Raw genomic sequence first — 14663 nt, forward strand, 5'->3', positions numbered from 1 at the left:
GCGCGGCGGCGGGCAGCAGCTCGGCGTAGACGTCGAGGACGAGTTTGCCGTTGGGCAGCATGGTGATCACCACGTCACGGTCGACGGCGGCCTCGACGGCGGTGGCCACCACCGTCGCGCCGTCGGCGCGCGCCCGCTCCTGCGCGGCGGGGACCGGGTCGTAGGCGAGCACGTCATAGCCCGCCCGCACCAGATTCGCCGCCATCGGGCCGCCCATGTGGCCGAGCCCGAGGAAACCGATCGTCTTGGTCATCGCTGTGCCTCCGCTGTCGTCGAACCCAGTTCCGCCGCACCCAGATCGGCGAAGTACGCCGCCACCTGTTCGTCGGTCACCTCGGCGAGCGTCGCGGGCCGCCACTGGGGATTGCGGTCCTTGTCGATCACCTGGGCGCGGATGCCCTCGACCAGGTCGTAGGAGCCGAGCGAGGCGACCGAGACCCGGTATTCCTGGTCCAGCACCGCCTCGAGGTTCGGCAGGTCCTGCGCGGCACGCAAGGCCCGCAGCGTGACCTTCAGCGCCACAGGGGATTTCGCGAGCAGAGCAGCAGCTGCCTCGACGGCCTCTGGCGCTTCGTCGCCCTGCAGCCGCGCCGCGATCTCCTCGACAGTGTCGGCGCCGTAGCACGCGTCGATCCAGCGCTGCTGCGCGAGCAGATCCGAGGCCGGCGTGGACTCGGCGAACTTCGCGATCGCCGCGTCCACGCCCACGGTGCCCAGCGCGTCGAGCAGCTCGGGTAGCGCGTCGGAGGGCACGTAGTAGTCGGCGAATCCGGCCGCGATCGCATCGCCCGCGGTCATTCGCGCGGTGGTCAGCGCCACGTGGGTGCCGAGCTCGCCCGGCGCCCGCGAGAGCAGGTAGGTGCCGCCGACGTCGGGAACGAAACCGATGCCGACCTCGGGCATCCCGATCTTGGACCGTTCGGTGACGATGCGGTGGCTGCCGTGTCCGGCCAGGCCGACCCCGCCGCCCATCACGATGCCGTCCATGATCACCACATACGGCTTGGGGTAGCTGCCGATCAGCGCGTTGAGGTGGTACTCGTCGCGCCAGAACCGCCCGGTCGGCGAATCGGCGCCCGCCGTGCCGCCTTTCGCGTCGGCGTGGATGGCGACGATGTCGCCGCCCGCACAGAGCCCGCGCTCGCCCGCGCCGGTGACCACGACGGCGCGCACCGCGTCGTCGTCGGCCCAGGAGCGCAGCGCGTCGGTGATGGCCAGTGTCATCGCGTGATTCAGCGCGTTGATGGCCTTGGGCCGGTTCAGGGTGATCAGGCCGAGACCGTCACGGACGGCGATCAGCACCTCGGGTTCGTCGGTCATGCTGCTCCGATCAGCGAGCGGGCGACAACCACCCGCATGATTTCGTTGGTGCCCTCGAGGATCTGGTGCACGCGCAGGTCGCGCACGATCTTCTCCAGGCCGTATTCGTGCAGGTAGCCGTAGCCGCCGTGCAATTGCAGTGCCTTGTTGGCCACGTCGAACCCGGTGTCGGTGGCGAATCGCTTCGCCATCGCGCACAGCGACACCTTGTCCGGCGCGTCCGCGTCGAGCGCGGCCGCGGCCCGCCACAGCAGCGTCCGCGCCGCCTCCAGTTCGGTGGCCATATCGGCCAGCTCGAACTGTAATGCCTCGTTGCGCACCAAGGGTTTTCCGAAGGCGTGGCGTTCGGTGAGGTAGCGGAGCGTCTTGTCGAGCGCGGCCTGCGCGCCGCCGATCGAGCAGGCGGCGATATTGAGCCGGCCACCGTTGAGGCCGTTCATCGCGATCGAGAAGCCGTCGCCCTCCTCGCCGAGGCGGTTGGCGACCGGCACCCGCGCACCGTCGAGGATCACCTGCCGGGTCGGCTGCGCGTTCCAGCCCATCTTCCGTTCGTTCGGTCCCACCGTCAGACCCGGTGTGTCGGCCGGGACGATCAGCGCCGAGATGCCGCGTGGGCCGTCGCCGCCGGTTCGCACCATCATCACGTACACATCGTTGGCGCCGGCACCGGAGATGAACTGCTTGGCGCCGCTGAGGATGTAGTCCTCGCCGTCGCGAACGGCCTTGGTGCTCAAGGCCGCCGCGTCGGAGCCGACGCCCGGCTCGGTGAGCGCGTAACTGCCGAGCAGCTCCATCGAGGCCATTCCCGGCACCCACCGGTGGCGCTGCTGCTCGGTGCCGTAGGCATCGATCATCCAGGTCGCCATGTTGTGGATCGAGATGTACGCCGCGACCGAGGGGCACCCGGTCGAGAGCTGTTCGAAGATCCGCACCGCGTCGAGCCTGCGCAGTTCGGAGCCACCGACATCGGCGCGCACCGAGATGCCGCCGAGCCCGAGCGGGCCGGCCTTGTGCAGCACGTCGACCGGGAAGTGTTTGCGCTCATCCCAATCCAGCGCGTCGGGCGCCAGGAACTCGTCGGCGAACTGGCGCGCGGTCTCGCCGATCGCGCGCTCGTCCTCATCGAGGGTGAACATCGCCGCCTCAGTCCATCGTCGGGATGACGAACGCGTTGGACTCCTTGAGCCCGGCAGGCCAACGCTGGGTCACCGTCTTGGTCTTGGTGTAGAACCGGATCGAATCCGGGCCGTGCTGGTTGAGATCACCGAAGCCCGAGCCCTTCCAGCCACCGAAGGTGAAGTAGGCGACCGGCACCGGAATCGGCACATTGACCCCGACCATGCCGACCTGCACGCGAGCGGAGAAATCGCGCGCGGTGTCACCGTCGCGGGTGAAGATCGCGACGCCGTTGCCGTATTCGTGCTCGTCGACCAGCTTCAGCGCTTCCTCGTAGTCGCCCGCGCGCACCACGGTGAGCACCGGGCCGAAGATCTCTTCCTTGTAGATCCGCATGTCGGCGGTGACGTTGTCGAACAGGCTCGCACCGACGAAGAAGCCGTTCTCGGCGCCGTCCACGCTCAGGCCGCGGCCGTCGACCACCAGGTCGGCACCCTCGTCGACACCGATCCGGACGTAGTCGTTGACCCGATTCACCCCGTCGAGCCCGACCAGCGGCCCGAAGTCGGCGCCCGCGTCGTCGGAGCGCCCGACATTGAGCTTGTGCACCCGCTCGGTCAGCTTCGCGACCAACCGATCAGCGGTCTCCTGGCCCACCGGAACAGCCACCGACAGCGCCATACAACGCTCACCCGCGGACCCGTACGCCGCACCGATCAGCTGATCGGCGACATCGTCGAGGTCGGCATCGGGCATCACGACCGCGTGGTTCTTGGCACCACCGAAACACTGCGCCCGCTTGCCGTTGGCGGTCGCGGTCTCGTAGATGTACTGCGCGATCGGGGTCGAACCGACGAAACCGACCGCCTTGATCCGCTTGTCACCCAAGATCGTGTCGACGGCTTCCTTGCCGCCGTTGACCACGTTGAACACACCCGGCGGCAGACCCGCCTCGAGGAACAGCTCGGCCAGGCGCAACGGCACCGACGGATCACGCTCGGAAGGCTTGAGCACGAAGGCGTTACCGCAGGCCAGCGCCGGACCGGCCTTCCACAGCGGGATCATCGCCGGGAAGTTGAACGGCGTGATACCGGCGACGACACCCAGCGGCTGACGCATCGAGTACACGTCGATGCCGGTGCCCGCGCTGTCGCTGTACTCACCCTTGAGCAGGTGCGGAATGCCGATGGCGAACTCGATGACTTCGAGTCCGCGCTGGATGTCGCCCTTGGCGTCGGCGATGGTCTTGCCGTGCTCGGAGGACAGCAGCGCGGCCAGGCTGTCCATCTCGTCGTTGACCAGGGTCACGAACTTCATCAGCACCCTGGCGCGCTTCTGCGGGTTGAACGCCGCCCACACCGGCTGAGCCGCGGCTGCGTTGTCGATCACCGCGCTCACCTCCGCGGCATTCGCCAACGGAACCCTGGCCTGCACCTGCCCGAGATTCGGATCGAAGACGTCGCCGAAGGCGCCGGAAGTGCCGGTGACGTGCTTGCCGCCGATGAAGTGCGTGAGTTCGCGAACCATGCCAGTCCTACTCCGTTGATGTCGGTCGCGCGGTGTGCGCAGTTGGAGGGTTTCCAATAGTTGGATGTCCAAGTAATTGGTACCTTCGCAGTCCGGCCCGGTGTTTGTCAATGCCGGACCGGCACTGTTGACAGACCGCCAACAAAGTAGCGCAGAACAGGAAACGGGCTACGTGGGAACGCCCGGGTCAACGAGGACCCGATCGCGCACTCCCTCCGATGCGGAGCCCGCGTCTACGACCCGGCTACCAGAATCGGGACCACATACGTACGTGCGAACGCCGCCAATGCTTGCTCCGAGCCGGTGTCGATGGTGCCCACCGGCTGCAGGATCAGCGAGTGCACCACCCGGCAGGCCACTTCGACCCGAGCGCCCAGATCCGGAATGTCAGGGAATCGGCTGTCCTCGAGCACCTTGCGGAGGATATCGGTGGACGCCGCGACCGAGATCAGGAAGAACGATGCCCCGTCGACGGTGAGCTGGGGCAGCAGACGGTCGGCTTCCAGCGTGAGCAGTCGCTCGACCAGCGGGTGCGCCCGCCAGCGCGTGATCACGGTGGTGAACACGTCGACGACGATGTCGTCGAAGGTGTCGTGGCGCGCCGGGATCTCACTCAGGTCGGCCAGCAGCCTGCGCACCTCCCGTTCGAAGGCCGCGCGCACCACGTCGTCGCGCGAACCGATCCGCCGGTAGACGGTGGCGCGGTCGACGTCGGCAGCCTTGGCGATGTCCTCGATCGTCGTCTTGCGCACGCCCACCCGCTCGAACTGGACGAGGGCGGCATCGAGAATTCGTTCTTCGATGGAGTCGGCGGTGGGCGAATTTCCCGAGGTCGCGGCGGTGGAGAGCACGCTTCGACGGTATCAGGCGAGGCGGGTCCCGATCACAACCGCAGATCAGATCCGTCTGCAACATTGCGATAGTATTTGTTGCACTGTACGGTTTCGATATGGCTGATAACGGTGCAACGGCGCGCTCCTATCAGGAACAAGCGCACGCAATTCACGCGCGGGATGTGCATTTCGACTTCTCGTCGGTGCCCCTGCACTACATCCCGGGCGAAGTACTCGCGACACACGTCACCAACGTGATGCATCTCGTCCTCCCCGAAGGCGAACGGGCGATGGCCACCTGCTTGGCCGAGGCCCTGCCCTATATCCAGGACGAGCGGCTGCGGGAGGAGGTCACCGGGTTCATCGGCCAGGAATCGATGCACGCCAGCAGCCACGAGGGCGCACGGCGGCATCTGCAGTCGATCGGACTCGATGTCGAGTCCTATGTCGCCAAGATCGCCTGGCTGGTCGACCGGATCCTGGGCGACCAGGGACTCACCGGGCGCGCCAAGGAGGAATGGCTCAAAGAACGTCTCGGCCTGTTCGCCGGGATGGAACATTTCACCGCCGTCATCGGCGAATGGCTGCTGGAATCGGACGTGCTCGCCGAGCTCGGGATGGACCCGACCATGCTCGACCTGGTGCGCTGGCACGGCGCCGAGGAGGTCGAGCACCGCAGCGTGGTGTTCGACGCCTACATGCACGTCGACGGCGGCTACGCCCGACGACTGCGCACCGGGCTGCTCGCCAGCGGCACCCTGCTGCCGCTGTTCGTCATCTCGACCGCGTACCTGTATCGCCAGGATCCGAGCAAGGACAAGGGCCGCTCGTGGGCCAGGCAGTTCGTCAGCGCGACCGTGCGCGGGGTGATCCCGAGCTTCACCACCTTCGTCACCGAGATGCCGCGCTACCTGCGGCCGAGTTTCCATCCTTCCCAGCTGGGTTCGATGGACAACGCCCTGCGGTACCTGGCGCATTCGCCGGCGGCTCGCGCGTGAACCCTCCCGCGGGTGTCGCCACACCGAGTCTGCGGGCCATCGGTGCCGCCGTCGACATCTACAAGAAGGTCTTCACCCAGCCCGCGCTGTCGCCACCACATCCGGTGCGACACCACGGCTTCGACCTCGACGTCCGGGTGGAAGCGGTGCACGCCGAGGCCGACGGCGTGGTGAGCCTGACCCTGGCAGGTGCCGACGGCGGGTACCTGCCGTCGTGGCGGCCCGGGTGCCACATCGATGTCTTCCTCGCCTCGGGCCGCCAGCGCCAGTACTCGCTGTGTGGTGACCCGCGCGACCGGCACCGCTACCGAATCGCGGTGCGCCGCATAGACAACGGCGGCGGTGGATCTCAGGAGATGCACACCCTGCGTGCGGGTGACGTGGTACGCATCCGCGGTCCACGCAACGCCTTCACCTTCGTCGAGACCGCGCCGTCGTATCTGTTCATCGCCGCGGGCATCGGGATCACCCCGATCCTGCCGATGGCACGTGCGGCCGGTTCCCGAGGACGACTGGTCTACCTGGGCCGATCGCGCGACACCATGCCGTTTCTCGCCGAGCTCCCGGCAGGCACCGAGCTGCGCCCCGACGACGAGTTCGGCACACCCGACCTGCCCGCACTGCTCGCCACCGCCGCCCCCGGCGCCGCGATCTACGTGTGCGGTCCTCCCCCGGTGCTCGACGCCGCCCAGCGCAGCCTGTTCGCGCTGAATCCGACTGCCTCGCTGCACACCGAACTGTTCTCGGCGCGGCCGGTGACCGACGGCAAGGCCTTCGATATCACCCTCGCGCGCAGCGGCCAGACCGTACGCGTCGACAGCACCGAGACCGCGCTCGACGCGATCCGCCGGGTGCGACCCGATGTCGTCTACTCCTGCCGACAGGGGTTCTGCGGCAGCTGCAAGACCAAGGTCCTCGCGGGCTCGATCGATCATCGCGACCGACTGCTCCCCCCGGGCGAGCGCGCCGACCACCTCCTCACCTGCGTGTCCCGTTCCGCCGGTGGCGCACTCACGCTGGACCTCTGACCGCGAAAGGCACGCCTCCCGTGACCACCTCACTCAGCTTCGACGTCCACAGCCCCGCGACCGGCGCCCTGGTCGGTTCCTATCCCAGCCACGACGAGAGCGCCGTCGAGGCCGCCGTCGAACGCGCCCACGGTGCCGCGACCTGGTGGCGCACCGTAGGTTTCGACGAACGTGCCCGTCGCCTCGATCGCTGGCGCGCCGAGATCACCCGCGGCCGCGACGAACTCGCGCGCGTCATGAGCCAGGAGATGGGCAAGCCGCACTCCGATGCCGCACTCGAGATCGTGATGGCGCTCGAACACCTGAAATGGGCCGCGCACAACGCGAAAGACGTGCTCGGCCCGCGATCGGTCGCACCCAGCCTGTTGACGGTCAACCAGGCCTGCCGGGTCGAGTACCGCCCCTTCGGCGTGGTCGGGGTGATCGGCCCGTGGAACTACCCGGTGATCACCCCGCTCGGCTCGATCTCGTTCGCCCTGGCCGCGGGCAATGCCGTGGTGTTCAAACCCAGCGAGTACACCCCGGGAGTCGGCGTCTGGCTGGCCGAGGCGTTCGCCCGCGTCGTCCCCGAACAGCCGGTGCTGCAAGTGATCACCGGCGGCGGTGAGACCGGGGCGGCGCTGTGCCGCAGCCGGGTCGGCAAGATCGGGTTCACCGGTTCCACCGAGACGGGCAAGCGCGTGATGGCCGCCTGCGCGCAGCGGCTCACGCCGGTGCTCATGGAGTGCGGCGGCAAGGACGCACTCGTCGTCGACGCCGACGCCGACCTCGGCGCCGCCGCCGACGCCGCGCTGTGGGGTGGGATGGCCAACGCCGGGCAGACCTGCCTCGGGGTGGAACGGGTGTACGTCCACACCGCCGTCTACGACACGTTCCTCACCGAACTGCTCGATCGGGCGCGCGACCTGCGAGCCGGACCGGGAACGGCGAAGATCGGTCCGATCACGATGCCCAAGCAGCTGGCCGTGATCCACCGTCACATCGAGGACGCCCTCGCGCGCGGCGGCCGGGCACTGCTGGGCGGACTCGACGCCATCGACGGCCAGTTCGTGCAGCCGACCATCCTGGTCGATGTGCCGCACGACGCCGCGGCGGTCACCGAGGAGACCTTCGGCCCGACGCTGGTCGTCACCCGGGTCGCGTCCATGGACGAGGCGATCGAGCGGGTCAACGACTCCGAGTACGGCCTCGGCGCCACCGTCTTCGCCCGCCGCGACGGCGACGCCATCGCCGACCGGATCGAGGCGGGCGCCACCTCGATCAACGCGTTCGTCGCGCACGCCACCATCCCGGCGCTGCCGCTGGGCGGGGTCGGCGCCTCCGGCTTCGGCCGGGTGCACGGACCCGACGGCCTGCGTGAATTCACCTACGCCAAAGCGACTACGCGGCAACGGTTCTCCTCGCCGCTGGCGCTCACGACATTCACCCGCAGCGCCCGGATCGACACCGTCGTCGATCGCCTGGTGTCGGTGCTGCACGGAAAGATCGGCTGACCCATGCCCGCAGAACACACGCACATCGTCGTGCTCGGCGCCGGATTCGGCGGGATCGGGCTGACGATCAAACTCCGCGAAGCCGGCTTCGACGACATCGTCGTGCTCGAACGCGCCGACGACCTCGGCGGCACCTGGCAGGCCAACACCTACCCCGGCTGCGCCTGCGACGTCCCCTCCCAGCTCTACAGCTACTCCTTCGCGCCCAACCCGGAATGGTCGCGCACCTACGGCAAGCAGCCCGAGATCCTCAATTACCTGCGCACTGTCGCCGAGTCCAACGACGTGATCCGGCACGTGCGGCTCGGCACCGAACTCCTGGACGCGCGCTGGGACGACGCGCAGTCGCTGTGGCGCATCGAGACCTCGCGCGGCGAGCTCACCGCGGACTATTTTCTTTCCGCCGCAGGCATTTTCGCCGAGGCGAAGTACCCGTCGCTGCCCGGTCTCGAGACCTTCGAAGGCACGGCCTTCCATTCCCTGCACTGGGACCACGACCACGACCTGACCGGCAAGCGCGTCGCGGTGATCGGCACCGGCGCCTCCGCGGTCCAGTTCGTGCCGGAGATCCAACCGAAGGTCACCGCGCTGACGGTGTTCCAGCGGTCTGCGCCGTGGATCGTGCCGCGCATGGACCGCCCGACGATCGGGCTCGAACGTCGGCTGCTGCGCCAGATCCCGTTGGCGCAGAAGGCTGTTCGGGGTACCTGGTATTCGCTGATCGAGGGATTCGGGCTGGTCGGCTTCGTCGACAATCGGTTCCGTCATCCCTTCGAGATGCTGGGCCGGATCCAGCTGCGCCGCCAGATCCGCGACCCGAAGCTGCGTGCCAAGGTGACACCGGATTACATGATCGGCTGTAAGCGGGCCATCTTCTCCGACGCCTATCTCCCCGCCCTCGACAAGGACAACGTCGACGTGGTCACCGACGGCATCGCCGAGGTGCGCGCGCGCTCCATCGTGACCCGTGCCGGGGCCGAGATTCCCGTGGACACCATCATCTACGGCACCGGCTTCACCTCGACGCCGAGCGTGTTCGATCGCATCGTCGGCCACGACGGCCGCTCGATCGCCGAGCTCTTCCGGCAGCGGCCCCAGACCTATCTCGGTGCCGCGGTGGCCGGGTTCCCGAACTTCTTCTGCACCCTCGGTCCGTTCGGTGCGGCGGGCAACCAGTCGGCGGTGTTCATGATCGAGTCGCAGATCGCCTACATCGTCGACGCGCTGAGCACGCTGCGCGCCCGCGGCGAAACCCGGATCGAGGTGCGGCCTCAGGTCCAGCGCGACTTCGTCGAGGAGATGGGCAGGCGCAGCGCCGAGACCGTGTGGCTCACCGGCGGCTGCGAGAGCTACTACACCACCGCCGAGGGCGGCAATGCCGGGCTGTATCCGAACTGGAGCTTCGAATACCGCCGCCGCACCAGACGATTCGACATCGAGTCCTACGAGGTGTCGGCATGATGGGTCTCCGCAATCTCGCGCCGACCGCCTGGTTCGCGCGCTCCTACGACGTGGCGGGCAAGGTCGTCCTGATCACCGGCGCGGGCCAGGGCATCGGCCGTGAGCTGGCCGCGATCCTGTCGCGGCGCGGTGCGCGGGTCGTAGTGGTCGATATCGACGCGGTCGCGGCCCGCCGGGCCGCCGACGAGTTGGGGTTGGACGCCCACGGCATCGGCGCCGATGTCGCCGACCGAGCGCAGATGGCGGCGGCGGTCGACGAGGTGGTGCGCCGGTTCGGCACCCTCGACGTGGTGGTCGCCAACGCGGGCGTGACGCCCGTGCCCGCCACCGTGCGCACGATGGACCCGGCGGACTTCGACCGGGTGATCGGGATCAACCTCACCGGCGTGTTCAACACCGTGCACCCGGCGCTGGACCACATCGTGTCCGCGCGCGGGCACGTCGTGGTGGTGTCCTCGTGCGCGGCGTTCGCACCAGGGATGGGCGGCTCGCCGTACATGGTGAGCAAGGCCGCGGTCGAACAGTTGGGGCGGGCGCTGCGCGTGGAACTGGCCGCGAGCGGGGCCAGCGCCGGCGTCGCGTACTTCGGCATCGTCGACACCGCGATGACCCACGACATGCTCGACACCGACGACCTGGGCAAAGAGCTGGACGCGATGCTGCCGTGGCCGCTCGATGTGCGGATCACCGCCGAATACGCGGCCCGCACGATCGCCGACGGCATCGCCCGCCGCGCACCACGCACCATCGCACCGAGCGGGTGGGAGCCCTACGCGCTGTTGCGCGGAGCGATCAACGTCGTCCTCGATCACCGGCTCGCGGCCGACACCACGGTGCACGAGCTGATCCGGGCGATCGAGCGTCGTCGATGAGCGCCGAACGCGGGTCGCTGCGGGCTCGCACGCTGCGGCAGATGTCGGCGTTCACCGTGGGACAGTTGGCCGCGCTCGCGCCGGTGAACGCCTACACGCTGCCGCCGTCGCGACTGCTCATCGAGCAGGCCATGCGGGCGGGCGCGCCGCCGTTGCGCGCGACGACCACCGAGCCCGTGGACGAGGACGGGATCCGCGGCGAGTGGGTGCGTGGGCCGCGCGCCGACCGCACCGACGCGGTCGTCCTCTATGTCCACGGCGGCGGGTTCATCGCGGGCTCGGTCCTCGGATATCGCGGCGTCGCGTCCCGATTGTCGACCGCGACAAAGCTTCCGGTGTTCACCCTGGACTACCGGCTCGCCCCTGAGCACCCCTGTCCGGCCGCGCCGTCCGATGTCGCCGCGGCGTTCGCGTGGCTGACCCGGCGCTACAGCGCCGACCGGATCGTCGTCGCCGGGGATTCGGCCGGCGGCTTCCTGGCGGCTCATCTGACCGTCGAGAATGCCCGCGCGGGGCAGCCCGCACCGGGTGCGCTGGTGTTGTTCTCCCCGATGGCCGACCTGAGTCTGGCCATCGCGGTCGGCCACCAGAAGCACGAGCACCGCGACGGTTTGCTGTCCACCCAGATCGCCAGGCAGGCGATCGCCGCCTTCACCACCGAACCGTTCGACCTGCGGCCTGTTCACGGAATGCGGTTGCCGCCCACGCTGATCCACGCCAGCGACACCGAGTACTTCGGCGCCGACGCGACCGAGCTGGCGCGCCGCTGGCAAGCCACCGGGGCGCACTGCGAGCTGCAGGTGTGGCCGGATCAGATGCACGCCTTCCAAACCCTGCCGATCGTCATCCCCGAGTCCAGGACGGCCTATCGCGCAGCGGCTCGCTTCGTCGCCTCCCATCTCGCTACCGCCCCCGCGGTCATGACCCAGAAAGTGCCTGCCTCGTGAGTATTTCCCGTTTCGACACCCTGCCCGCAGCCTTCCAGCACACCGCCTCGATCGCCCCCACCGCGACCGCCTTGCGCACCCCCGGCGACACCAAGACCCTCACCTGGGCCGAGTACGCGACCCAGGTCCGCGCCGTGGCCGCCGGCCTGGCCGGTCTCGGTGTGCGTCGCGGCGACACCGTCGCACTGATGATGAGCAACCGGGTGGAGTTCTACCCCCTGGAAGTCGGTGCGCAGCATCTGGGCGCCACCTCGTTCTCGGTGTACAACACCCTCTCCCCCGAACAGCTCGCCTACGTGCTCGGCAATGCCGGAGCGCGCGTGGTGATCTGCGAGCCGCAGTACGCCAAGCTGATCGCCTCCTCCGGGGTCGACGTCGACCACATCGTCTGCGTCGACGAGGCGCCCGAGGGAACCCTGTCGGTGGCCGAGCTGCTGGCGGCGGGCCGTGACGATTTCGACTTCGACGCCGCCTGGCGCGCGGTGCGTGGCGAGGACGTCGCGACGCTCATCTACACCTCGGGCACCACCGGCGCGCCCAAGGGCGTCGAGACCACCCATGCCGCCCTGCTGTTCCAGGTGCACGGCATCGCCGACATCCTCGGCATCGAATTCGGTGACACCATCACCTCGTTCATGCCGACCGCCCACATCGCCGACCGCCTGACCGGGCTCTACGTGCAGGAGGTGCTCGGCACCCAGGTGACCAGCGTCAGCGATCCCAAGCTGATCGCCGCCGCCCTCGCCGACCTGCATCCGACCATCTGGGGCGCGGTGCCGCGGGTATGGGAAAAGCTCAAGGCCGCCATCGAATTCAAGGTCGCGGCCGAACCCGACGAGACCCGCCGCCAGGGCATGGTGTGGGCGATGTCGGTCGCCGCGGCCCGCAGCGCCCATCAGCTGGCCGAGGAACCGGTACCCGCCGAGCTCGCCGCCGAATGGGCGCGGGCCGACGAACTGGTGCTGAGCAAGCTGCGCGCGGCCCTCGGTCTGGACCGGGTGCGGTGGGCCATGTCCGGTGCGGCTCCGATCCCGCCGCAGACGCTGGCTTTCTTCGCCGGTCTCGGCATCCCGATCGCCGAGATCTGGGGCATGTCGGAACTGTCGTGCATCTGTAGCGTCAGCCATCCTCGCGACGCGAAGCTCGGCGCGGTCGGAAAGCTGTTGCCCGGCATGGAATCACGACTCTCCGACGACGGTGAACTGCACGTGCGCGGGCCGCTGGTGATGAAGGGCTACCGCGGGCTGCCCGAGCAGACCGCCGAGGCGATCGACGCCGACGGCTGGCTGCGCACCGGCGACATCGTCAGCATCGACGATCAGGGCTATCTTCGCGTCGTCGACCGCAAGAAGGAGATGATCATCAACGCGGCGGGCAAGAACATGTCGCCCACCAACATCGAGAACGCGATCAAGGCGGCCACGCCGCTGATCGGCGCGATGGCCGTGCTCGGTGACGGCCGGTCCTACAACACCGCGCTGATCGTGCTCGACGCCGAATCCGTCGAGCCCTACGCGCGCGAGCACGCGCTCCCCGACGCCTCCGCCGCCGCGCTGGCCGTCGATGCCACCGTGCGGGCCGCGATCGAAGCCGGTGTAGCGCAGGGCAACAGCAAGCTCTCGCGGGTGGAGCAGGTCAAGCGCTTCCGCATCCTGCCCACGTTCTGGGAGGCGGGCGGTGACGAGGTCACGCTCACCTTGAAGCTCAAGCGCAAGGTCATCGCCGAGAAGTACACCGCGCAGATCGACGAGCTCTACGCCGAGAACCCGCCCGCCGAAGTCGTCAACGCCGGATAGCGGTACCCGACTTGTCCGACCCCGCCTGGCGCGGTCGGACAAGTCGGGTTGTCTGCAAGGCGAAGTAGAACTCGGCGGCCGCGGTGGGATCGGTGCAGCTGCGGCCGGTGAGGGCTTCGATCCGCCGTAGCCGTTGGTGCACGGTGTTGCGGTGGAAGTGCAGCCGTTTCGCCGCGTCGGCCACCACCCCGCCCGCGGCGAACCACGCCTCGAGCGTCTCCAGCAGCGTGTCCCGCTCCATGGCGGGCAGCTCGAGGACCGAGCCGAGGATTCCGGCGGCGAGCTGGCGGCTCACCTCCGGCAGATGCGCGATCAGCAACGGGATCGGCTGGTCACCGAAGCTGTTGACCGCGATATCGCCGGGCCGGGCGCACCGGCATGCCAGTTTCGCTTCGTGGAGCGCGTCGTGGGCCCTGCGCGGATCGTCGAACGGGCGGCTCACCCCGACCCGGCCGGTGGCCAGGCCCGCGAGGACCGCGTCGGCTTCGGCGCGCGTCGCGCTCGATTTCAGGCTGATCAAGCCGATATGTGTGTCGAACTCGACCGTCCAGATCGAGTGCACGCCGATCGAGCGCAGACGTTCCTCGACGCCGCGCAGCGGGGCCGCGACCGGTTCGACGATCTCGGCGCTGACCACCAGGAACGTCCCGGTCTCCGGCAGGTTCAGCATGCGCAGGGTTTCCCACAGCGGCGCGCCGTCGTCGACGGCGGCCGACAGCAATGAGCGCAACGCGAGGCTGCGGACCTGCGCGTCGCGATGCGCGCGTTCGAACGCCACCTCACCGTAGGCTTCAGCGGCCGCGCTCGAATAGTCGTCGATGATGCTCCACAGCTCGGAGCCCTTGTGCGCCAACGATTCCGAGAGCTCGCCGCCCATCTCGCCGAGCAGCCGGTCCCAGATCAACCGGCCCGCCATCCGATACGCGTGCAGTAGCGCCGCCAGCGGAACCTGCTGCTCGGCCTTGAGCCGTCCGGCAGCGCGCGCGGCGTCCAGCCGCGGCCGGGAGCGACCCCCGAGTTGGCCGAGCAGAGTCACCAGGTTGTCGTAGGTGGCCTGGCGCAGCTCCTGGTGGGTCAACCTGGTCGCCTCGGCGTAGGCGTGGTCGCCGGACAGGATTTGCGCCACCAGCACGTCGGTCAGCTCGTCCGCTCGCAGCAACAGCCTGTCGACAAGCTCCACCGATACGTCGGACGACACCTCGGGAACTGTCGTCATCCTGCCATTGTAGGCGCTGCGAAAAGCGGCCCTACCAGCAGTGTTGTGCACTTGCA

The 14663-nt window shown here is 68.7% G+C and carries 13 protein-coding genes; 7 read left to right on the plus strand and 6 right to left on the minus strand.

Annotation, left to right across the window (positions count from 1 at the left end):
* From ACFVJ5_RS29665 to ACFVJ5_RS29685, 5 genes are all read right to left on the minus strand, one after another.
* Nucleotides 1–253 (minus strand): NAD(P)-binding domain-containing protein (locus tag ACFVJ5_RS29665; RefSeq protein ID WP_379225130.1); only part of this gene is annotated, 253 nt, incomplete at its 3' end.
* Nucleotides 250–1320 carry an enoyl-CoA hydratase/isomerase family protein gene (locus tag ACFVJ5_RS29670; protein ID WP_379225132.1) on the minus strand — a complete coding sequence of 357 codons (1071 nt, stop codon included), beginning with the start codon at nucleotides 1318–1320 and terminating at the stop codon, nucleotides 250–252. The genes ACFVJ5_RS29665 and ACFVJ5_RS29670, both read right to left, overlap by 4 nt.
* The gene (locus ACFVJ5_RS29675; RefSeq protein ID WP_379225134.1) at nucleotides 1317–2456 is read right to left on the minus strand and encodes an acyl-CoA dehydrogenase family protein; all 1140 of its coding nucleotides are present in this window, start codon (nucleotides 2454–2456) and stop codon (nucleotides 1317–1319) included. Before ACFVJ5_RS29675 ends, ACFVJ5_RS29670 begins: the two co-directional genes overlap by 4 nt.
* Nucleotides 2457–2463: 7 nt before the next feature.
* A complete protein-coding gene (locus ACFVJ5_RS29680; protein ID WP_379225136.1) occupies nucleotides 2464–3963 on the minus strand; it encodes a CoA-acylating methylmalonate-semialdehyde dehydrogenase in 1500 nt (499 codons plus the stop codon).
* Nucleotides 3964–4196: 233 nt separating this feature from the next.
* Nucleotides 4197–4814, minus strand: a complete 618-nt coding sequence (locus tag ACFVJ5_RS29685) for a TetR/AcrR family transcriptional regulator (RefSeq protein ID WP_379225138.1) — start codon at nucleotides 4812–4814, stop codon at nucleotides 4197–4199.
* Between the two features lie 98 nt (nucleotides 4815–4912).
* On the opposite strand from ACFVJ5_RS29685, the gene ACFVJ5_RS29690 reads away from it, so the two are divergent.
* From ACFVJ5_RS29690 to fadD11, 7 genes are read left to right on the plus strand one after another with little or no spacing between them, the layout of a single operon-like run.
* Nucleotides 4913–5794, plus strand: a complete 882-nt coding sequence (locus ACFVJ5_RS29690) for a metal-dependent hydrolase (RefSeq protein ID WP_379225140.1) — start codon at nucleotides 4913–4915, stop codon at nucleotides 5792–5794.
* Entirely contained in the window at nucleotides 5791–6822 is a 1032-nt protein-coding gene (locus tag ACFVJ5_RS29695; RefSeq protein ID WP_379225142.1) for a PDR/VanB family oxidoreductase, read from the plus strand. The genes ACFVJ5_RS29690 and ACFVJ5_RS29695 overlap by 4 nt, the downstream gene beginning before the upstream one ends.
* Entirely contained in the window at nucleotides 6819–8315 is a 1497-nt protein-coding gene (locus ACFVJ5_RS29700) for an aldehyde dehydrogenase family protein (RefSeq protein ID WP_379225631.1), read from the plus strand. The genes ACFVJ5_RS29695 and ACFVJ5_RS29700 overlap by 4 nt, the downstream gene beginning before the upstream one ends.
* Before the next feature lie 3 nt (nucleotides 8316–8318).
* The gene (locus ACFVJ5_RS29705; protein WP_379225144.1) at nucleotides 8319–9776 is read left to right on the plus strand and encodes a flavin-containing monooxygenase; all 1458 of its coding nucleotides are present in this window, start codon (nucleotides 8319–8321) and stop codon (nucleotides 9774–9776) included.
* Nucleotides 9776–10648: a short-chain dehydrogenase/reductase gene (locus tag ACFVJ5_RS29710; protein WP_379225633.1), complete on the plus strand. Its 873-nt coding sequence runs from the start codon at nucleotides 9776–9778 to the stop codon at nucleotides 10646–10648. The genes ACFVJ5_RS29705 and ACFVJ5_RS29710 overlap by 1 nt, the downstream gene beginning before the upstream one ends.
* The gene (locus ACFVJ5_RS29715; RefSeq protein ID WP_379225146.1) at nucleotides 10645–11595 is read left to right on the plus strand and encodes an alpha/beta hydrolase; all 951 of its coding nucleotides are present in this window, start codon (nucleotides 10645–10647) and stop codon (nucleotides 11593–11595) included. Before ACFVJ5_RS29710 ends, ACFVJ5_RS29715 begins: the two co-directional genes overlap by 4 nt.
* Entirely contained in the window at nucleotides 11592–13391 is a 1800-nt protein-coding gene (gene fadD11 / locus ACFVJ5_RS29720) for a fatty acid--CoA ligase FadD11 (protein WP_379225148.1), read from the plus strand. Before ACFVJ5_RS29715 ends, fadD11 begins: the two co-directional genes overlap by 4 nt.
* Here the strand turns inward: fadD11 and ACFVJ5_RS29725 are convergent.
* Nucleotides 13378–14607, minus strand: coding sequence for a PucR family transcriptional regulator (locus ACFVJ5_RS29725; RefSeq protein WP_379225150.1), 1230 nt, complete (start codon nucleotides 14605–14607; stop codon nucleotides 13378–13380). The two genes, fadD11 and ACFVJ5_RS29725, sit on opposite strands and share 14 nt — an antisense overlap.
* Between the last annotated feature and the right edge of the window lie 56 nt (nucleotides 14608–14663).

Origin of the sequence: Nocardia sp. NPDC127606, from assembly GCF_042671725.1 — a bacterium.
Taxonomy (GTDB): Bacteria; Actinomycetota; Actinomycetes; order Mycobacteriales; family Mycobacteriaceae; genus Nocardia.